The organism is Orbaceae bacterium lpD04, from assembly GCA_036251935.1.
Lineage (GTDB): Bacteria > Pseudomonadota > Gammaproteobacteria > Enterobacterales > Orbaceae > Orbus > Orbus wheelerorum.
Genome location: CP133967.1, coordinates 1267038 through 1289745, shown reverse-complemented (window position 1 = coordinate 1289745; position 22708 = coordinate 1267038). Strand labels below are relative to the sequence as shown.

General features: G+C 36.9%; 14 protein-coding genes, 1 tRNA gene and 1 pseudogene. 8 read left to right on the top strand and 8 right to left on the bottom strand.

Features of this window, described 5'->3' with window-relative positions; genetic code table 11:
- Positions 1 to 159: 159 nt before the first annotated feature.
- Positions 160 to 453 carry a hypothetical protein gene (locus RHO14_05935; protein ID WVD72339.1) on the top strand — a complete coding sequence of 98 codons (294 nt, stop codon included), beginning with the start codon at positions 160 to 162 and terminating at the stop codon, positions 451 to 453.
- 106 nt (positions 454 to 559) lie between these two features.
- On the opposite strand, the gene RHO14_05930 is transcribed toward RHO14_05935, so the two are convergent.
- Complete coding sequence (locus RHO14_05930; GenBank protein WVD72338.1) at positions 560 to 1105, bottom strand: DUF2165 domain-containing protein; 546 nt, start codon at positions 1103 to 1105, stop codon at positions 560 to 562.
- Between the two features lie 359 nt (positions 1106 to 1464).
- Between RHO14_05930 and RHO14_05925 the strand changes: the two genes are divergently transcribed.
- Positions 1465 to 2094 carry a hypothetical protein gene (locus tag RHO14_05925; GenBank protein WVD72337.1) on the top strand — a complete coding sequence of 210 codons (630 nt, stop codon included), beginning with the start codon at positions 1465 to 1467 and terminating at the stop codon, positions 2092 to 2094.
- Positions 2095 to 2318: 224 nt separating this feature from the next.
- Here RHO14_05925 and RHO14_05920 read toward each other — a convergent pair whose 3' ends face one another.
- The gene (locus tag RHO14_05920; GenBank protein ID WVD72336.1) at positions 2319 to 2753 is read right to left on the bottom strand and encodes a DUF4234 domain-containing protein; all 435 of its coding nucleotides are present in this window, start codon (positions 2751 to 2753) and stop codon (positions 2319 to 2321) included.
- A 334-nt stretch (positions 2754 to 3087) separates the two neighbouring features.
- Between RHO14_05920 and RHO14_05915 the strand changes: the two genes are divergently transcribed.
- On the top strand, positions 3088 to 3336 hold the full coding sequence (locus RHO14_05915) for a hypothetical protein (GenBank protein WVD72335.1): 249 nt from the start codon (positions 3088 to 3090) through the stop codon (positions 3334 to 3336).
- A 1723-nt stretch (positions 3337 to 5059) separates the two neighbouring features.
- On the opposite strand, the gene RHO14_05910 is transcribed toward RHO14_05915, so the two are convergent.
- The 5 genes and pseudogenes from RHO14_05910 to RHO14_05890 all read right to left on the bottom strand — a co-directional run bounded on the left by RHO14_05910 (position 5060) and on the right by RHO14_05890 (position 17582).
- Positions 5060 to 15715 carry an Ig-like domain-containing protein gene (locus RHO14_05910; protein ID WVD72334.1) on the bottom strand — a complete coding sequence of 3552 codons (10656 nt, stop codon included), beginning with the start codon at positions 15713 to 15715 and terminating at the stop codon, positions 5060 to 5062.
- Positions 15716 to 16053: 338 nt separating this feature from the next.
- Positions 16054 to 16926, bottom strand: a pseudogene (locus tag RHO14_05905) (IS3 family transposase).
- A gap of 102 nt (positions 16927 to 17028) precedes the next feature.
- The gene (locus RHO14_05900; GenBank protein ID WVD72333.1) at positions 17029 to 17202 is read right to left on the bottom strand and encodes a transposase; all 174 of its coding nucleotides are present in this window, start codon (positions 17200 to 17202) and stop codon (positions 17029 to 17031) included.
- A gap of 50 nt (positions 17203 to 17252) precedes the next feature.
- A complete protein-coding gene (locus RHO14_05895) occupies positions 17253 to 17453 on the bottom strand; it encodes an AAA family ATPase (protein WVD72332.1) in 201 nt (66 codons plus the stop codon).
- Between the two features lie 52 nt (positions 17454 to 17505).
- Positions 17506 to 17582, bottom strand: a tRNA-Ile gene (locus tag RHO14_05890).
- A gap of 230 nt (positions 17583 to 17812) precedes the next feature.
- Here RHO14_05890 and RHO14_05885 point away from each other — a divergent pair.
- The 4 genes from RHO14_05885 (at position 17813) to RHO14_05870 (ending at position 19962) form a co-directional block, all read left to right on the top strand.
- Positions 17813 to 18178: a DUF4156 domain-containing protein gene (locus tag RHO14_05885; GenBank protein WVD72331.1), complete on the top strand. Its 366-nt coding sequence runs from the start codon at positions 17813 to 17815 to the stop codon at positions 18176 to 18178.
- Positions 18179 to 18346: 168 nt separating this feature from the next.
- The gene (locus tag RHO14_05880; GenBank protein WVD72330.1) at positions 18347 to 18730 is read left to right on the top strand and encodes a VOC family protein; all 384 of its coding nucleotides are present in this window, start codon (positions 18347 to 18349) and stop codon (positions 18728 to 18730) included.
- 12 nt (positions 18731 to 18742) lie between these two features.
- Positions 18743 to 19273, top strand: a complete 531-nt coding sequence (locus RHO14_05875) for an isochorismatase family protein (GenBank protein WVD72329.1) — start codon at positions 18743 to 18745, stop codon at positions 19271 to 19273.
- Positions 19274 to 19284: 11 nt separating this feature from the next.
- Complete coding sequence (locus RHO14_05870; protein WVD72328.1) at positions 19285 to 19962, top strand: YafY family protein; 678 nt, start codon at positions 19285 to 19287, stop codon at positions 19960 to 19962.
- A 22-nt stretch (positions 19963 to 19984) separates the two neighbouring features.
- Here RHO14_05870 and RHO14_05865 read toward each other — a convergent pair whose 3' ends face one another.
- Positions 19985 to 20947: a sugar-binding transcriptional regulator gene (locus RHO14_05865; GenBank protein WVD72327.1), complete on the bottom strand. Its 963-nt coding sequence runs from the start codon at positions 20945 to 20947 to the stop codon at positions 19985 to 19987.
- 309 nt (positions 20948 to 21256) lie between these two features.
- On the opposite strand from RHO14_05865, the gene RHO14_05860 reads away from it, so the two are divergent.
- Positions 21257 to 22636, top strand: a complete 1380-nt coding sequence (locus RHO14_05860; protein ID WVD72326.1) for a mannitol dehydrogenase family protein — start codon at positions 21257 to 21259, stop codon at positions 22634 to 22636.
- Positions 22637 to 22708 lie beyond the last annotated feature (72 nt).

The window sequence follows — 22708 nt, the reverse complement described above, 5'->3', positions numbered from 1 at the left end:
GATAAAACATCTTTTGTTAGAAAAGTGCCACTTTTCACGCTTTCTAATTGGTACCAGTTACCAATAACATTTTAATAAAACTGGTAAAACAATTGCAAAATAGGTCATTTTGATGTAAAACCATTCCCTCTTAATCAAAATATTACTATGGGGTAAAAAATGTTTAGAAAATTACTAGCTGTATTAGTGGTTAGCTTTGTTTTAGTTGGTTGTGGCGATTCAGGTAAGACTATTGATTTTTCGTCAAAATCATCCATGCAAAAATCTGTAAAAGAGATGTCTGATACTTTAGATAGCAAAGATAAAAATGCATTCCAACAAGCAATAGTAAAAGTTGCTTTTGTTGCAAGTTTAGATTCAAATGATGACGAAGCTAAATTGCTTAGTTTATTAAAATCTAAATTAGGTGGTAAAACTGCTGAAGAAATTATTAAAGAGTATGGCAGTAAATAAATTTAGCTCATAAATACCATAAAAAAGCTCGCTTTCAGCGAGCTTTTTTTATTCTAAAATTGATTAAATTACTTTATTACATTTAGTATATGCTTGATTTATTATTCTAATTCGTTGGTGAATCAGTGGTTGGCATTTTTTTTAGTTCTGGCATATACACATAAATAGCCGTTATTAAAATAAACGTTGCAAACGTATAGGCTTTCATTTGCCCATTCATTTGATTAGCCCACATTGAGAAATACTCACCACCAATGACACCAAAACCAAAATACCATAATAGAACCGCAAATGTTGCACCAACTAAATAGATAACTTGCCCATTAACAAATCTTTTCTTATTAATCGAAGCAAACATATAAATTGAGCCAAACATACAAACTAAACCAGTAATAATCTCACCGACAATAATAAGCCAATATCCAACTAAATAAACATTAGAATTATCTATAGATCTAGCTTCAAGCGTAGGATTGCCAGAGAAAAAAGACTCCATTTTATCCATTGATAAAACGCTATGAACAAACTGGTAATTAGTATTGAAATCAATAATATTATCGTAACCAACTAATAAACAGAAAAACCCCACAGAAAAAGCAATAGCGGCCTTAGATAAATGCTGGATAGAAACCAAGCAAATTTTACATTTCATACTATCTCCTAATTAAAAATTCATATATATCATAACATTGTTAAATGTGAATGTGGCCTTTTTAATTATAATTGAGTAATAAATTATGAACTTCACTTGTGTTTAATCCCCAAAAACACTTAACAAACTTGTTGATAACCCTGTTAATTTACTAATTTTAAACAAGTAATTACGCTGATCAATCAATAGGCAACAAATATTGTCAATAAAATAGCGAGCAATTCAAACTAACAATATAACCACTATCTGTTCCTATATAGATAAATAAATCATAGTTTTTTATTATCCATGTAGATATCCTCGAATTTTTTTTTTTTTTTACGATATAATTAAAAAAATAATTAATTAAAAGGCTAAATATGAAAAAGACAGTTGTAATCGCATCAATACTTTTGATGTTAGCTGGCTGCAAAGTTGAGATAACTACGCCAGTCAATATTAGTGAATTAAATAATAATGTAAAAAAAATTGTAGAATCACAGCTTGATGTTGAGGTCGCAAGTTGTAACGACTTTAATGATTCAAGAAAAGAATCAGAATCATTAATTGAAGCAAAATCGTCAATAGGTAAAATTTTTCCTAAAGCAGAGTTTATTGAGTGCTATCGCGAACAATTTGATAATAAAGCCGCATTTAAAATTCCCGTAACCGTGGGATCAAAAGATGGGGATATAAGTATATATCAAATAGGTGATAGTAAGTTTAATTATGTTGCGATATCTGAGAACTTACAAAATAAGATCAAAGCATTTAAGAAAAAATCATTTGATAAAATTGAACCATCAATCACTATTTTGTTAAAAAATGATACTGATGAAGAACAATCGATAGCCGTATATTCAGCTTATGTAAATGGTAATGGTATCTCTTTAGGTACGTTAACCTTAAAAGAAGGAAATGTTATATCAATAAAGCTATCTGATGCTAGCATTGATTCAATAATGAAGCGTAATACAAGCCTGTTTATCGTTAATCTAATCGATGAATAATCTTTACTAGTAAGATATTTTCCAGTCATCACGAGCAAAGTAACCGTGTATCGTTTTGACTGGATTTCATCTTATTATCAATACTTTTTAATCCCCAAAAACACTGAATAAACATGTTAATAACCCTGTTAATTAGCTAATTTAAAATAAATTATTAGGCTGATTATTCCATGTACATGGTATGTATGAAAAGAAATATTAAAAAATAGGTTGTCTGGAAGGTATTAGCCTTTTTTTATATCGCTTAGCGAATTGATAATATAATTAATATAAAATATATTAAAAATAACGATATAAAAGTTATTAGTTTTTACATTCATATTATACTGACCTAGGCAATGATAAATAAGTGTATTTTTAGCCTTATTTGCCCAAACAACACTCATGATGAACGAAATAATAATAAATATCGTTCCTATAAAATAAAAAATTGAGTTAATTGCAAAGCTGTTATTAAGAAGACTTCCCCATGCGGCAGCAGACAATAAAATAATAATAAAATAGTTAGATACAACTTTCATTCCTATTATTTGATTTATAGACTTATTCATTTTATACATCCAGACATAGTCATATAAACCTAGTGTTAGTAATGATAGTAATAAAAAATGAAACGTCGTCAAATTATTATCCTGTTTCAAAAAATCAATATCTCTCATACACATTTCTCAATGTTATTATTCATGTTAAGAAAATATATTATAAATATTATTCAACAATAACACTATAATCTCTAATAGGTAATTTTATATCCCCAAAATCACTGGATAAATATGTTAATAACCTTGTTAATTCACTAATTTAAAATAAGTTATTAGGCTGATCATTCACTATACACTGCATAAAGAATAAATATATATAGCGTGACACAAGCCCTTTTAAGCGTATAAAGGTCATAATAAAATTTAGGATGATATGACAAAAGTATTTTACTTAACAAATAAATCGATTTATTATTTTACCCTATACCGATAATCAATACAGGAGTAATTAATGAAAAAACTCATCTTAACTTTCAGTGTTATTTTAAGTTTGGCTGGCATAGTATCCCCAACTTATGCCGATAATAAAGGTATAACAGAAGTGATATTAAATACCGGAATTAGGCTAGTATATAGTAGTTCAAATTCATTTTATCATTATTGTCACTATGAGATGTATAGAAAAGATAATGGCGCAATTATCTCTAGTTATGTTGTGCCATATAATAAATGGTTTTTTTCTGGTTGCCCTTCGCGTTAATCTAGATAAATTAGCACCAAATAGACGTTAGCTAAAAAAGATAATATGAAAGGCTCTTTTCTGTATGAAAGGAGCTTAGTTTATAGAAATATTTAGCGTTTGCATAAACGCTTATATTACACAATGTGAATCTAATTAGTTTAAATCGTGCTAAAAATTACATAATTGAGCAAATAACATATTTATTGATAGAATAAATAATAAAAGCAAATTTTACAATAAAAGAGACCGGAATAAAAAGCGTTAAAAATTTATAAGTTCTTTTTTGCGTAATTTAATCCACAAAAACTGTTGATAACTACGTTAATAACTCACTCAACCTGTTTGTTTTAAACGCCATATACAAATTGTTTAATTAGTGTACGACACCATGCCAAAAGTAGAAATTGGTACATTTATAGTACAAATAAACATTATTCTAAAGTTTAGTTTTTTCATTAATTGACTTATGACAAGTATTATAATTGTTTGAAAATTCAATTTAATTTATAGTACATCAAAGATTTTCAGTCGTAACAATAATGACTTTTGTTAGTTTGTTGAAAATCTGCGTTTAATGGCTACATTTTTTATTGTTAGAGTATTTATATCAGTTTATTAATTCTAATCATAACGTTAAATCGAATATAAATCACAATCAAGAATTCATATACGGGATTATTAATGATATATAAAATAACAAAAGTAGTCGCGATACTCTCCGCTGTTATGTTTTTATTATCTCTAATTACAGGTATATATTTAATTGTTCTAGATCATATTAAAATACGCTATGAACATTTTTTTTATACAGAGCTTTATGATTTGGCTTATTATTCTTTGTCCATAGAATTATTTTTTATTCTGGTATTTATTGTTACATTAATGATATGGTTCATTCTTTTTTTAACTACAGTTGCAATTGATTTACTTAATAAAAATAGGTAATTTAATTAATTACCTGTAATTGGAAATAGATAAAATCACTATTTTGCAACATACAAAAATACACTAATCACCAGCTACCAAACAACAAATGCAAAGTTAGGACAACTAAAAAACCAGATACGGCGCTTTTTGCCCTAATTAGGATAATGCTATAAACCAAATAAGTTATTAATAAACAATGAAATTGCACAAATAAGTATAATAAAAATTTTTATTTGTATAATTGAAAGGCCTTCATTCATTAAAAATAAAAGAAATTATCAAAATAGAATCATGGTTATCGAAACAACATTGTGTAATATTTTTTTAATCCACAAAATCTGTTGATAACTACTTTAGTAACTCTCCTATCTTGCTAATTAAATAAATATTATTACACAGTTCAATCGCTGAGCATTAAGGTATAACTAAACGTCTAACTTACCAAAATAGTGGTTGAGGATTGCCTTAAAATGATTAGCTTTTGCATCGTTTAATTATCCCTCCTTTTTTACCCATTAAAATAAAATTGAAATGCCGCAGCTGAAAGATTTCCCATACACTAAAAACAAAATGCATATATCAATACAAACTAGAAAATATCACTCAAGCCAAATCGATGATCCCAACGTATATTGAAGCTTACTTTAATCGAGTAAGAAAAGATAATTTAATCATTTGAAAATAGCTGCCTACTAAAGAGAGTGGCAGATAAGGTTTGGGGATCTCATTATCGAAGAATACCTATTGTTGGTTAACATTCTTCTATTAGATTAAAAAATAAAAGGGCGCTAATGCGCCCTTAATCAACAGTAACTTACAATGCAGTCGTAATAAATTGAATTCCGCCTACATATGAATAACCTATACTCCCTACCGCACTAGTAAATACTATAACGCCAACAAATTGCTCATTAGCCGGTATTGGGTACACAGAATTAACGATTTGTCCGGCATCACATAGTCCCTTAGCTATTTGCGTTTGAGCTCCCCCCTGATAATTAAAGACTAATTTACCAATAACTCTTACATTTTTATAAGTACACGCTGTAATATCAATTGAAGTTACTTTATCTGTATTGTTGACCGTGACCAAATTACCACCACCACCACCACCATTACCTATGGAGTCAACAATACTACCTGTACGTCCTGTAAACGAATAATTAGGTGGTTGGATTAATGACTGTACCCCTGTTGGGCTTGTTGCATAATCTCCGTATTTATCGCTATATTTAAGTATAGAAACAGTTAACTTAGCTGCCGTTGACCCTTTAACGCCATTAAGCACAATATCATCGGCTGAAATGGTCGTTTCACCTACTTTAACACCTGTTACCAATGATGTGGAATCAGATCCAACAATGGTTGCAGCACTTGTATTAGACGATGTCCATGTGGCCGTTATTCCACTGGTTGAAACCGTCACATAAGTATCCGATTCGACGGCAGAAAGTGAATACTGGTATATCATCTGCTCACCTATTTTTTTGTCTTGAACATTTAGCGCAAAATCATAAGTGTAGACCTGTAATGGAAGCGTTGTGGTATAAACAATACCATTATTAAACGAAAGCACAATATTATAGTTATTCGCCGTTAAGCTGGTCACTGTCGCCGTATACGTTCCTTTCGTTGCCGTTTCCGTCAACTTACTAATATTTAATCCTGCTTGATCTGGCGTTAAGACAATATTATTTGCCATCCCGGTGACATTTTTACCTTTGTCATCAACCAGTTTAAGCGTTAATGTTGAAAGCCCACCCGTCGTGCCTGATGCATTGTCGTTATTGAGAATGCGACTGGCACTTAATACGGCTGTCGTGTCACTACTCATAACGGGAACGAATGTGATATCCGTTGCTAACTCAACGGAATTTAACTGACCGGTTACCTTAGCGCTGCCAACGGTATTTGAGGTCATTTTAATCACAATTTGCCCCTCACTGTCTGTCACAAATCCAGCTGCAGAGCTATAAGCCGCGCCATTAACCTGCGTTACGGTCACTCCCGATGGAATGGTGATAGCGACCTTTTGATTTGCAATAGCATTGTTATTTGCATCAAATACATTGACCTCAACAGTATTACTATCCAGGCCATTTGCACCGGCATTATTTTGGGTGGTTGCCAGTGTAAACGTTATCGAGTTAATATTTGGAATAAATTTCACCGTTTTAACTTGATTACTGGTAATATTTTGGTCATTGGTTATTGACGCCGTCACATCAGACAGTCCCGCTGTGGTACTGGTTAATGTCACAATCACTTCACCATTCGCATCTGTGTTAGCAATGTTGCCAACGTTCACGGTGCCATTGTATATTTCAGCCGTTAAATTGATTAACTCATTCGGTAACGGATTATCATTTTCATCGGTAACTTTAACTTTAACACTGTTAGTTGCTTGTCCATCGGCAATGGCATTGTCAGTTTCAACCGTTAAGTTACCAACTATAATGCGCCTTGTCGCGGAATCACCGACAAAATCGACGGTCGCCGTTGGGCTCGAATCAAATAGCGTTGCGGTGACCGTTGTCGGGCCCGCTTTGGTGTTTTTAAGCGTCACTGTTGCTGCGCCATTTTCATCGGTTGTCACCGTGATGGTGGTGCCATCATTTGAGAACGTCGGATTGTTATCCTCTGTATTTTCAACCGTAAAGGTCACCTGTTGGTTTGCAACCCCTTTCCCTTTTGAATCCGTCACTTTCGCGTAAACACTATTTAGTGCTTTATTGTTCGCAGCGGCGCTATTGCTTCCTGGCATAAAATCTTTATCCAGAATTTGAGCAATAAACATCACCGTCACATCTTCGCTAGACTCTTGTGCCGCGCTATTTGTCAATGAGGCCGTCACCTTACTTGCCCCCGTTGTGTTACTCGTTAACGTAATGAGTACTTCACCATCAGCGTTTGTTTCAGCAATCTTACCCACGCTTGCGCCATTATTGGCAGTTGATACCACCGTTAAACCAGGGACATTATTATTGTTGGCATCAATAACTTTAACTCTGACACTATTTGTTTTTTCACCGCCAATGAGTGCCCGGTCATCTTCAACCGTCACATTGCCCGCCACAATTTTAGCCGTTTTAACATCCGCAATAAATTGCACGCCAATCTCTTTAGGCTCCGCGTTACCAACGGTTGCCGTAACCGTCACCAACACCGCTTTTTTGCTGTTTAGCGGCAGAACAATCATTCCCTCTGCATTGGTTGTCGCTGTCGATGAGATCGCGGCGTCATTGTTGGCCGTAAACGTGACGACTTGATTTGGTAAAATATTACCGTATTTATCCGTCACTTTAACTTGCACCGTTGTCTCACCTTCACCACCTGCGACCTTGGTACCATTTGCCGTAAACCCGGTTATTTTCGCCGTATTAGTATCAGCAATAAACGTCACATTGCCATTTTTATGGCTCATCTCACCTTTCGCATTGGCAATTGAGGCAACAATATCAACCTCTTCAGCAACGGTATCGGTTAAATAAATCGTTATTTGACCATAATCATCCGTTTCACCAAAGGCAAGGACTTTGACATTATCACCACTTGCGGTGAAGTTGATTTTTTTACCGGCTAATGGGTTACCCATCGCATCGGTCACTGTTACATTAATACTATTGCTATTTCCGCCATCGGCAGCAACGCCCGTTGGCGTCATCACCTCAAGGCTATTTATTATCGGGTTATCACTATCTGCCACAAACCTAACGCTGCCATTTTTACGGCTTACTTCACCTTTTGCATTGGTGATTGAGGCTTCAACGTCGCTCTCTTCCGCGACGGTATCGGTTAAGTAAATTGTCACGTTACCGTTGATATCCGTTTTGCCAAAATCAACCACGTTAGCACTGCCACTCGCCGTGAACGTCACTTGTTGACCCGACAATGCATTGCCGTTTGCATCGGTTACATTAACTAGCACGCTATTCATTTGTTGGCCATTGGCAAGCACGCCGTCTACCGTTATCACCTCAAGACGGTTTAATGTCGCCGTGTTACTATCGGCAATAAAGGTGATAGTTGTCGACGCGTCAGCTGAGCTTAGGCGACTCGTTATCGCATACGTATTGGCGGTGTGAGATATCAAGGTGAGCACAACTTTCCCCTCACTGTCAGACACAAACCCAGTTGCAGCGCTATAAGCCGCGCCATTAACCGTGCTAATGGTCACACCTGCGGGAACCGTAATCTCGACGTTTTCATTGGCAAATGGATTGTTGTTGGCATCAACAACATTCACTTCAACAACATTCGTCTCCGTGCCATTTGCACTCGCATTATTCCCCGTTGCTGAAATCGTCAAATGTTTGGTGCTAGTGTTTGCAACAAATTTAACCGTTTTAACTTGGTTACTGGTGATGTTCTGATCATCTGTTATCGACGCCGTCACATCAGACAGTCCCGCCGTAGTACTGGTTAATATCACAACCACTTCACCATTTGCATCTGTTTTAGCAATGTTGCCAACGTTCACGGTGCCATTGTATATTTCAGCCGTTAAATTGATTAACTCACCGGGTAACGGATTATCGTTTTCATCGGTAACTTTAACTTTAACACTGTTAGTTGCTTGTCCATCGGCAATGGCATTGTTAGTTTCAACCGTTAAGTTACCCACAACAATGCGCCTTGTGGCGGTATCACCGACAAAATCAACCACGGTTGTTGGGCTCGAATCAAATAGCGCTGCGGTGACCGTTGTCGGGCCCGCTTTGGTATTTTTAAGGGTGGTGGTCGCCGCACCATTTTCATCGGTAGTCACCGTTATCGTCGTGTCATTATTTGAGAATGTCGGATGATTACTCTCTGTATTTTCAACCGTAAAGGTCACTTTTTGGTTTGCAACGCCTTTCCCTTTCGAATCCGTCACTTTCGCATAAACACTGTTTAGTGCAACATTGTTAGCGGCGGCGCTATTGCTTCCTGGCATAAAATCTTTATCCAGAATTTGAGCAATAAACATCACCTTAACGGCTGGATACGCCTCTTGCTGAGCACCCTCTTTTATTGAGGCAATCACGTTACTTTCACCGGTGGTATTACTCGTTAACGTCACAAGCACTTCACCATCAGCGTTTGTTTCCGCAATCTTACCAACAATTGCCCCATTATCGGCAGTCAATACCACCGTTAAGCCTGGGACATTATTACTGTTAGCATCAATAACTTTTACTTTAACGCTATTTGTTTTTTCACCGCCAATTAGCGCCCGGTCATCTTCAACCGTCACATTACCTGCCACAATTTTAGCGGTTTTAACATCCGCAATAAATTGCACGCCAATCTCTTTAGGCTCGGCTTTACCAGTGGTTGCCGTAACCGTCACCAACACCGCTTTTTTGCTGTTTAGTGGGAGGTCAATCAGCCCCTCAGCATTGGTTGTCGCTGTCGATAAAATCGTTGCCTCATTGTTCGCGGTAAACGTGACATTTTGATTCGGTAAAATATTACCGTATGAATCCGTCACTTTGACTTGCACTGTTGTCTCGCCATCACGGCCTGCGACTTTGCTTCCGTTATCTTTAAAGATAACAATTTGCGCCATGTCACTGTTCCCAATAATATTAATATTGGTGCTTCCTTGACTATTACCAAGGTTTGCCGTTACCTCTTTGCTCCCCGTCGTGTTATCAGTAATTACCACGTCAACCAGACCATTTTCATCCGTTTTACCGGTTTGAGTGGTCGTATTACCTAAGTCATCGGTGGTCGTAAATGTCACATCTTTACCAATGACAGGATTACCATTTTTATCGGTCACTTTGACTTTAATGGTTTTATCAACGCCCGCTATCGCATCACCGACAACGCCGTTATCACCAAACTCAAAATTAACATTGCTATCATCGGCAATAAAGTTCACTTTTGTCGTCGCTTTATTGGCATTTACCGCGGCGGTAATGGTTGTTAGGCTCGCTTTCGGATTAACCAAAATAACGTTCACTTTACCGTCTTTATCGGTGATCCCCGTCAACGTCCCTGAAGCTGCGCTCGATGACGTTGCTTTAAACGTTGCGCTCGCTTTATCCGTTGTAAAGGTCACTTCTTGGTTCGCAATAATGTTACCATTTGCATCAGTCACAAGGGCCGTTACAATCACCTCACGGCCAGCAATGTGCTCAGCGCCACCTTCAACGGTTAAGTTACCATCAAGTATGGTCACGCCAAGATTATCAGCAATAAAGTTAACTTTATCTTCTTTAGCACTTTGCTGACCTTTAGCATTGGTTAATGACGCTTTAATATCACTCACGCCCGCTTTAATGCTCGTTAAGGTGATAGTCACTTGACCGTTATCATCGGTTTCACCAAACTCAGCCACATTGGCATTGTTACTTGCCGTGAATGTGACTTTTTGACCGTTTAACACGTTATTATTGGCATCTTTTACCGTGACAATCACACTAATGGTGTCTTTACCGTTGGCAACCGCCTCTTTTATCGCCGTTTCCATTGTGGTAATTTGCGCGGTGGTTTTATCGGCAACCACTTTAACATCCGTGCTGCCTTTGCTCTCACCGAGTTCAGCGGTAATAGTTGAACTGCCCGCGGTGTTATCTTTGATGATAACCTCAACTTCACCCTTATCATTGGTTTTACCCGTTGAGGTAACCGTCTCGCCCGCCTCGTTTTTCGTCGTAATAGTGACATCTTTGCCAATGACAGGATTACCATTAGCATCTTTAACAATCACTTTAACCGGGGTATCGGTGCCTGCTACCGCATCATCGACAACGCCGTTGTTACCAAATTCAAATTTTACGTTACTATCATCGGCTACAAAGCTAACTTGGTCTTCTTTAGCGCTTTGCTGACCTTTAGCATTGGTTAATGAGGCTTTAATATCACTCACGCCCGCTTTAATGCTGCTTAAGGTGATAGTCACTTGACCGTTATCATCGGTTTCACCAAACTCAGCCACATTGGCATTGTTACTTGCCGTGAATGTAATTTTTTGGCCATTTAACACGTTATTATTAGCATCTTTTACCGTGACAATCACACTAATGGTGTCTTTACCATTTGCAACCGCCTCTTTTATCGCCGTTTCCATTGTGGTAATTTGCGCAGTGGTTTTATCGGCAACCACTTTAACATCGGTGCTGCCTTTACTATCACCGAGTTCAGCTGTAATCGTTGAGTTACCTGCAGTGTTATCACTGATCACAACGTCAACTTCACCCTTATCATTGGTTTTACCCGTTGAGGTAACCGTTTCGCCGGCCTCATTTTTCGTTGTAATAGTGACGTCTTTGCCAATGACTAGATTGCCATTAGCATCTTTAACAATCACTTTAACCGGGGTATCGGTGCCTGCTACCACATCATCAACAACGCCGTTGTTACCAAATTCAAATTTTACGTTGTTATCATCGGCAACAAAGCTAACTTGATCTTCTTTAGCGCTTTGCTGACCTTTAGCATTGGTTAATGACGCTTTAATATCACTCACGCCCGCTTTAATGCTGGTTAAGGTAATTGTCACTTGACCGTTATCATCGGTTTCACCAAATTCAGCGACGTTCACATTGTTACTTGCCGTGAATGTAATTTTTTGACTGTTTAACACGTTATTATTGGCATCAGTTACCGTGATAATAACACTAATGGTGTCTTTACCGTTTGCAATAGCTTCTTTTATCGCCGTTTCCATCGTGGTTATTTGCGCGGTCGACTCATCAGGTGCAAAATCAACCACGACATTGCCTTCTATATCATCCACTTTAGCGGTAACGTTTGTGTTACCAGCAGTATTATTACTGATGATAACTTCAACCATACCATTTTCATCAGTTTTACCCGTTGGTGTAATCGTTGCGCCATTATCAGCGGTAAATGACACATCTTTACCGATAATTGGATTACCATTTGCATCAGTCACTTTAACTTTAACAGTGGTGTCAGCGCCCGCAATGGGATCGCCAATCACATCAAATTCAACTTTTACGTTACTATCATCGGCAACAAAGCTAACTTGGTCCTCTTTAGCACTTTGCTGACCTTTAGCATTGGTTAATGAGGCTTTAATATCACTCACGCCCGATTTAATACTGCTTAAGGTGATGGCCACTTGGCCTTTATCGTCAGTATCGCCAAAGCCTGCAACACTTGCATTATTACTTGCCGTGAACGCAATTTTTTGACCTTTTAATACGTTGTTATTAGCATCAGTTACCGTGACAATCACACTAATGGTGTCTTTACCATTTGCAACCGCTTCTTTTATCGCCGTTTCCATCGTGGCTATTTGCGCGGTGGTTTTATCGGCAACCACTTTAATATCAGCGCTGCCTTTGCTATTGCCTAGTTCTGCCGTAATAGTTGAACTGCCTGCGGTGTTATCTTTGATGATAACGTCAACTTCACCCTTATCATTGGTTTTACCCGTTGAGGTTACCGTTTCACCCGCTTCATTTTTCGTTGTAAATGTAATATCTTTATCAATGACCGGATTACCATTAGCATCTTTGACAATCACTTTAACTGGGGTATCGGTGCCTGCTACCGCATCATCGACAACGCCGTTGTTACCAAATTCAAATTTTACGTTACTATCATCGGCAACAAAGTTAACTTGATCCTCTTTAACGCTTTGCTGACCTTTAGCATTGGTTAATGACGCTTTAATATCAATCACACCCGCTTTAATACTGCTTAAAAGAATGGTCACTTGACCGTTATCATCGGTTTCACCAAACTCAGCGACGTTCACATCGTTACTTGCCGTGAACGCAATTTTTTGGCCGTTTAACACGTTATTATTGGCATCAGTTACCGTGACAATCACACTAATAGTGTCTTTACCATTAGCAACCGCCTCTTTTATCGCCGTTTCCATCGTGGTAATTTGCGCAGTGGTTTTATCGGCAACCACTTTAACATCAGTGCTGCCTTTGCTATTCCCCAGTTCAGCTGTGATAGTTGAACTGCCCGCGGTGTTATCTTTGATGATAACTTCAACTTCACCCTTATCATTGGTTTTACCCGTTGAGGTAACCGTCTCGCCGGCCTCATTTTTCGTTGTAAACGTGATATCTTTATCAATGACCGGATTGCCATTAGCATCTTTAACAATCACTTTAACCGGGGTATCAGTGCCCGCTACCGCATCATCAACAACGCCATTATCACCAAATTCAAATTGGACATTACTATCATCAGCAACAAAGCTTACTGCCGTATCTGAAGAGATATTAACGGCCGTTACCGTGGCAGTTACGGTAATTTCCGTCGCTTTTTTACTATTTAATGCAATTTCAATCACACCGTCATCATTCGTTTTTCCAACAAATGTCGTCGATTCATTTTCGCCAAAGGTTGCCTCATTATTTGCCGTAAAAGCAATCTCTCGATTCGATATAATATTATCGTTTTTATCGGTGACGATAGCTTTAACAAACGTCTCGCTATTACGACCCGCTAGATAACTCCCCCTGCTTTCAAAGCTAATTTGGGCACTGGTAATATCGGCAATAAAATCAACGCCGGTTAATATTTCTTGTAAACCAACTTTAACCGAGATGTTTGTTCTGCCCGCCGTTTTATTACTGACAATAACTTCAACCATACCATTTTCATCAGTTCGACCTGTTGGCGTGATTGTGGCGCCATTATCCGCCGTAAATGTCACATCTTGATTGGGTACGGGGTTACCATTTTGATCGGTCACTTTTACTTTGATTTTCGTTACACTATCACTACCAACTAACGCCCCACCACCAATGACGGTTACATCACCCGTATTAATTTGGGCCGTGCTTTCATCGGCGATAAATGAAATTTTCTCATTACTTGACTCCCGATCATTAATTATGGCATTTAATGTAAATTCACCCGATTTGATACTGGTTATAGGGAAAGTGATTGCCCCATTACTATCAGTCATACGACTTAGGCTTGATACGCTATTGCCATCAAGCTTAATGCCGTCTACAACGGCGCCTTGGCTGTCAACAAGGGTAAAATTAACCGCAACATCGGCGAGTAAGTCGCCAGTATTGCTGTCTTTCACCACCACCGTAACCAGTCCTTGCGCCTCGCCATCACCAACAACATTGGTATTAGGTGAAATGGTAAACGTTGAAAACACTTCATTTATCGGTTTTGGTGAGACCAAAATATTGGTGGTTGCAATATTTGAGCGATTACCATTTACATCCACTGCGACCGCCGTAATATCATAACTATTGCCCGCTAATGTCGAGACATAGTCATAAAACGGCATCAGGATTGTGGCCGAATAAGGATAAGATGAGCTCGGAATTATCGTGCCGCCTTTCGCCGTTAATGCAGGCGATGACCATTCAATTCGATCGATTTTATATTTATTCTTAGTGATCGTCGGTATTAATATTTCCGGTTTAGTGGCAATGATTGATAATGTTTTCGGTAATGCAATCCTTAATAGAACTTGCTTCTTATATTGCATGACGATGGCATTGTTTCTATCAACAAAATCATAACGAGAGCCTTGTAGTGTTCTCATTTCAGCCACAAATTTTTCATTTAATTGTTGAGCTAAAGGAACACCCATGCGGTAATTGAGTTCAAATATCCCTTTGGTTTCCGTCACATCGCCCATTGTTTGATTTAATTTAAACGAAAACAAGGGAACCGGCGTATAAGATAAGCCAACGGTATAAGCCTCCGGATCATCTTTTAGATTACTCAGTGAACTTGCGCCTTTAAGGTTAACATTTTCACCAAAATATTTTTCATACAAAAGATTGCCGCCAAGGTTAGGGTAACTGGGTAAATAGCCTTCTGCTCGGATGTCAAAACCATTTGCTGGCCGCTCATCATAATCGTTAAATTCATCGAGTTTTGACTGGCGCCAGTCAGTTAAACGAAAGTAACCATTGGTGGATAATTTGAGATAGTTGGCGCCAAGTTCAAAACCGGCACCGAGTCTTGCATTATTATTTTTTAAATCTCGGTCATAAAAGCTGTTGACGCCCCACATCCAATTATCAAGATAATTACGATAACCTAATCCTAGGTTTAGGGTGCTTTTATTCTCATCTTCACGGCTAATTCTCGATTGCGAGAAGAATAAATTATTTTTGTTTTCAAACCATGGGATCAGGAGTTCAGCGCTATAATTGCCATTAGAATTAATTTGAATACGGCTATTACCATACTGATTTAACCAAGTTTGCATTTCATTGCTTAAGTAGCCATAAGCTGAATTCTCAAGCCAGTCTTTAGTCGCATCACTGGTATTATCACTTGAGATAAGTGTACCGGTTTGTGATAGCCCTGCGGCGATGGAGCTCTCGGCTGAATCAGTCGATCCATCTGATGAACTACTTAGTTCCGGTAAGTTATTTTTAATATTTGATAAACGTTGCTTATTTTTAATATCTTCAGAATTTAAATTAATCGCTGAAGCTACCGAATTACCACTAACAAATAATGGCAACAAAATTTGCATTACTAATACAAGTTTTACTATTAGACCCATTTTACCCATTGCTCACATGTGTTAAAAATGGTGCACTATATGATTATTTTATGTACTACAGCAAGCAGGAAAGCCTTTTTTTTCACAAATTTAACACTTTAAAGCGATTTAAAGTTCTTAAAAAAATAAATAGACAACTTATTTTAAGTGATACTCATTTTTTTAACTTAAATAAAATAAAAATTTAATAAAGTGCGGATTATTCATGGTTGTTATGAGAAAACACGAAAGTAAGCGAACAAAGCCCTTTTGAATATATTAAAATTTATTGTTATCGAGTTCGTTGCCATTCAGCTAAAGATCTGCTCACGTTTTAGTGGAGAGTTATTTACAAATTATTAAACCATCTTTTCTTCAAACTGAATCGGTGATAAATAATTTAAATGTGAATGTTTTCTTACTCGGTTATAGTAACCTTCGATGTACCACAAGATCATTGATTTGGCTTGTGCGATATTTTCTAGTTTGTGTTGGTAGATCCATTCTGTTTTTAGCGTATGGAAAAAGCTTTCAGCCACAGCATTATCCCAACAGTTAGCTTTACGGCTCATACTACATGTTAAGCCATAAGCCGTTAAGATAGTTTGGTAAGCATCAGAACAATATTGGCTACCACGATCACTGTGAACAATCACTTTACTACGATATCCCCGGTGAAGCATTGCCATAGTTAAAGCTTGGTATACCAATGAACTCTGCATATGAATATCCATGGCCCACCCAATTATTTTTCGAGAGTACAGATCGAGTACTATGGCAAGGTATAACCATTTCTGATTGACCTTAATATAAGTGATATCACACACCCATGCTTGATTACTTTTATTCATTTTAAACTTCCTATCTAATAGAGTATCAGCTACCGGTTTATTGTGGTTACTATCGGTTGTGTGCTTATATTTCCTACGTTGTTTAGCTTTAAGATTAAGCTTATGCATTCGTCTACGCACGCGCTCACGAGATAAACAACACCCCTCACCTAAAAGCTCTGCATGCAAACGCCTATAACCATATAATCCGTGATGTAATTCAAATAATGAATTGATTCTATTATCTAGCTGTTGGTTAAACAACGCTCTCTGAGAAGCTGATCGCTTTAAATAAGCATAATAACCACTACTAGAAACATTAAATAAATGAAATAAACGCTGTTTAGATAAACCGTTTTGCTCTTTAATAAACTCGTACCTTGCTATATCTGGCTTGCAAAGTACTGTGCAGCCTTTTTTAGGATTTCGATCTCCTTTTTACGTAGCTCAAGCTCTTTTTTCATCGCTTTATTTTGACGCTCTAGTTCTTGATAGTCTGGTTTTTTATATGATTTTATCGCTTGATGGGGGGGGTTTATTCATCGTTTGACACATCCAATTATAAAATGTTTTGTAATTTATACCTAAATCATTGGCTGTTTGTCGATAAGTTTGTTCGCTATTTAGGGCTAAATTGATCGCTTCTTGTTTAAATTGGGGATCGTATTTTTTACTCATGTGAGACTCCTTTTTTATTACTAAAAAGTCTCCACTAAACTAGGAGCAGATCAAAACTCATACACACTAAAAGGCACTTCATTTTGCAATGGAAAATAGGAACAGGATGTTGGCTGCTCTAAGTCAAAATCGAGTAATAAGGTTTTTAATCCAGATGATGCGGTGAATGCAACGACATTAACTGCTGTGGTAGACTTGGTTGATCCGCTATTAGTGTCGGCGATGGTGATAACTTTTGCTTTTTTAGTCATGATATTAACCCTCATTAAAAAATAATTTCTATTTTTCAATGCAGTTAATAAATGGTGGCCCCTACTGGACTTGAACCAGTGACCAATCGATTATGAGTCGACTGCTCTGACCAACTGAGCTAAGGGGCCGATATCGGATATGTCTTTCGATAAGGCTTGCGATTATAATCAACTTAATCGCTTTTTGCTAGGTTTTATTAATAAATAATTATTAGATTGGTTAAAAGTTCAACTATTTTATTAAATTATCAATAAAATAAATGCTCAATTAACGAATTTAATCTTTTTTAGTCGCTTAAATTGTTGCAATAATCTATATTAATAATAGTCATGTAAGTTTACTAAAAAAGGATCATTGTATGTCTATAAAAAAAGTTTGTTTAGTTGTTGCAATAGCCTCAACGGCGGTTTTACTACTTAATGGTTGCACCGGAACATCTAAATACCAACTGACGCCAGCGGGTCAACAAGTACAATTTGTAGATACTAAGCCTGCCGATAGTTGCCAATTTATTGGTAAAGCTGAAGGCCGTAGGGGTTCATTTTTTTCAGGGACTAAAACACATAGCGAATTAATCCGTGATGCAGCAGCTGACTTATTAAATAATGCCGCAGCAATGGGGGGGAATACAATTTATGATGCTCAAGATGCAACAATGAAATATGTTTCTGACCTTGCACCAACAGATGCGATAATGCAAGGTGAAGTTTATAAATGTCCTTAAAATAAGCTTACCAATTTAAAATAACGCTTATTTAAGCGTTATTTTTTTATCAACATCGCCTACTATTATTTTAATCGCCCTCTTATCGCTACTGACATAATGCTGTCAGTAGCGCTCATTTATACTCTTTTTACTTTAACGCATCATTAATAAAAAGAGAGAAATAAGATGAAATCAATAAATAGCCCACTTGCTTGGTTCGAAATTGTTACGCAAGATTTTGACCGCGCAATTCAATTTTATCAAGCAGCATTTAATATTCGTTTTGAGTGCCATGAAGATGAGCATATCAAACATGCTATATTTCCCTATATTGAAGGATATACGGGCGGTAGCCTTGTCCATAGCAAGTATTATAATGATCATCAAGCTGGCGCAGGAACCGTGATTATTTATTTACAAACATCATCAGTATCTAAACAGCTAAAAATAATAGAACAACTTGGTGGTGAAATAGTTTTTCCATTGACGGATATTGGTGAAAACGGCTATATTGCAGGTTTTAAAGACAGTGAAGGCAATTATGTTGGTCTTTGGTCTGAAAATCCTTAATATAGGTGTGCTATGAATAAAGCATTACTCATTATTGATGTACAAGAAGGGCTATTTAGCCCTTATCCACAGCCTTACCAAACTGATTTAGTGATCAGTAATATTAACCAGTTGATAGCTAAAGCTATAGAAAACAATGTACCCATCATATTTATTCAACATGAAAATAATCATGATCTATCTTACAACTCTGCTAACTGGCAACATTATCATAAATTAAATACAGCAATAGATAATATTTATATCCGCAAAACGACGCCAAACGCCTTTTTAAAAACGGATCTATTAACCTGTTTAGAACAATTCAATATCGAGCAGTGCATTGTGTGTGGCTATGCTAGCGAATTTTGTATTGATACAACTGTCAGGCAAGCCGCCGCATTTGGTTTTAATGTTATGTTAGTTTGCGATGCGCACACCACGCACGATAAGCACCATGCCAAAGCCGATAATATTATTCAGCATCATAATAATACCTTAACGGATTTAACTAGCTTTGGTGTAAATATAGCCGCATTAGCCACTAATGATATTCAATTTTAAGTAGGAATAAAATGCGCCGAGCTGATCGTTTATTTCAAATTATTCAATTTTTACGAACGCGCCGCTTAACCACCGCAAAGTGGTTAGCGGAAAGGTTAGAAGTCTCTGAGCGAACAATTTACCGTGATATTCAAGATTTGCTCTGCGCTGGTGTACCAATAAATGCCGAAGCGGGCATGGGTTATATTTTACATAAAGACTATAATCTCCCCCCGTTAATGTTTGATCTTGATGAACTTACAAGCCTTGTTATTGGCGCTAAAATGGCTTCATCATTAGGGGGGAAAGTAAAGCAAGGTGCAGATAAAGCACTATCAAAGCTCTACAGCGCGTTACCTAAAAAACAGCAAAAAGAGATAGATAGCATTAAAATTTACGCACCTAATTTAAAACAAGTAAATTATGGCGCAATGATTGATATCTTAAATCAAGCAATTTACCAAAAACGAATGGTCACAATTGATTATCAAAAGCCTCAAGATGATAAATCACTAACTCGCAATGTTTATCCATTAGGCATTTTCTTTTGGCATGATAAATGGACGATGGTTGGTTGGTGTAGTAAACGAAATGATTTTCGCCATTTTCGCTTAGATCGCATTTTAACCTATCAAATTACCGAACAATTATTTACACTCGAAAATCATCAAACACTAAAGCATTTTTTTACTTTAGTTATTCCTAAATAATCATTATTAATTAAGCCATTAACTAGTCTTGTAATAGTTGCATCGCGGTTTGCTCATCTGTCACTAAACCATCAAGTAAACCGCCTCTTAATACCGAATGAATTGCTTGATATTTATGAGTACCAGAGGCAAAACCAATTATTGAAGCTGGCATTTTTTTGGTTAAACGAATACTGGTTGTCATCTCATCAAATGGGTTGGCAAAATATTCACCTTGGTCATTAATAAAGCAGCCCAATAATTCTGCAACTGTATTTAATTGGCATAATTTATTGATATCGTTATCGGTTAAGAATTTTTCGGTATTAAGTGGGCATCCAATGCCAATTTCCCCAATGCCAGTAAAAATGACTTGTGCTTGTTCGGCCTTATTCTTCACAATTTGATAAGCTTTATGTTGTGACCAAATTTGTTTATCTTGAGCTGAATCAGCGTATAATGGTGCCGGCAAAATATAATATTTACACTGTATTTTTTCTGCTAATTTAAGTGGAACATCATAGCGAGTCGCTGATCCATCACTAGCAATTGCACCAATTAATGAAACACATACATGCTGAGGGTGGTCAGTATATGGCAAAACATCAATAATATTACTCAACGTTTTTCCCGAGCCAACGCCAATCGTTAATGGTTCATCTTGCTGAATATAACTTTCCATTACATTCGCACCTTCAATAGCTATCATCTCATCAATAGCCTCTTTTTCTAGACCTAAAGAGGGGATCACTCGACATAATGATAAATTAAATTTATCTTGCAGCTTTTCAGCAAGTTCCATACATTCACTAATCGGGTGCATGATCTGAACGTTAACAATTCCGTACTCTTTAGCACTAGAAAGTAAACGTTGTACAATTTGGCGAGATAACCCCAAAATATGACCAATTTCTAATTGTGTTTTGCCCGCGACATAATATAACCAAGCTACCCGTGCAATTTGATTTTGCTTGTTGATGTCACATTTCATTTCTAGTCGCTTCATGCTGTTTTTATCCTATCAAATACGATTATCAACCAAACGCCATTTTGATTTCAATCTCGTTAAAACCGGCTAATTCTATGGCGAATTTAACAGGTTTTCAATACATCAGTCATACTGCCGACGAACTAATCTAGCTTTATTGCCTAACGCTATAATAACTGAATATTTTTTTATGAGCAAAAGTTTATTGAGTGAGCAAATGTTGATTATGCGATCTTTATCACGGAATTTGCTCACAATATTCGATAGACTCTTTATCGAAACATTTGCTCAAAGCATAAACAAATACTCATTCGATAGGGGAAAATAATGAAACAAGAAAAATCTGTTTGGATGCACATCGGTTCTGGCTCATTTCATCGTGCTCACCAAGCATGGTATCTACATCGTTTAATCAAACAAGGTGATGATAGTTGGTATATTGCTTTAGGTAATATTCGTAATGATGCGAACGCACTATTAAATCAATTAGCCAAACAACACGGTGAATACGTATTAGAAACAGTTTCTCCTGAAGGTGATCGTGAATATGAAACGATCACATCAATCAAAAAAATCCTCCCGTGGGATGAAAAACTATCATCTCTCGTTTTGCAAGGTAGTGATGTTAATACTAAAGTTATTGCATTTACAGTAACAGAAGCCGGTTACTATTTAACACCTGAGCATCAATTAGATCTTAGCCAAGCAGATATTCAAGCCGATTTAAAAGGTAGCGCATCAACAATTTATGGTGCTTTAGAAAAAATACTAACAGCCAGAGTTGAAGCGCACGGTAAGCCCGTAACATTATTAAACTGCGATAACTTACGCCATAACGGTGAGCGATTTAGAGCGGGCTTTTTAGCATTTTTAAAACAAAAAGGTAATAATAGCCTAGAACAATGGGTTGAAAAAAATACCACATCACCAAATACAATGGTTGATAGAATTACTCCGCGCCCTACTGCTGATATTGCAGAACGTGTTAAAGCAGCAACAGGCATTGATGATAACGTACCTGTGATGGGTGAATCATTTATTCAATGGGTTATAGAAGACGACTTTATTAATGGCCGCCCTGCCCTTGAAAAAGTTGACGTTGAAATGGTCAAATCAGTCTTACCATGGGAAGAGGCAAAAATCCGAATATTGAATGCTAGCCATAGCTGCATTGCTTGGGCTGGCACGCTTATTGGGCTAAATTATATCGATGAAGGTACGCATAACAAAGCGATCAACAAAATGGCTTTTGATTATGTTACCGAAAATGTCATTCCTTGTTTAACACCAAGCCCATTAGATCTTGCTAAATATCGTGATGTCGTTTTACAACGTTTTGGTAATCCTTATATCAAAGATACCAATCAACGAGTAGCTGCAGACGGTTTATCAAAAATCCCTGGCATGATAACGCCAACATTAATCGAAAGTTACCAGAAAAAAATAACACCTGAGGCAACCGCCCTATTACCCGCATTATTCTTCGTATACTTTCAAAAATGGGCACAAGGTAAATTACCTTATACCTATCAAGATGGAGTATTAGACGCAGTTAATCATAAAAAAATGATGTTAGCTAGCGATGCTTTAACCCAGTTTGTCAGTAGTGAAACATTATTCGCTACGTTAGCAAATTCAGCTGATTTTCACCAACTAATGAAAAAAGCAGTAGATAAAGTAAATACATGGGTTAACGCTAATTCATAGTCAATCCACATTAATTTTGATATTAGCATGCTTAGGTAGATAGATAATTAACGGTTATTTATCTACCAATAA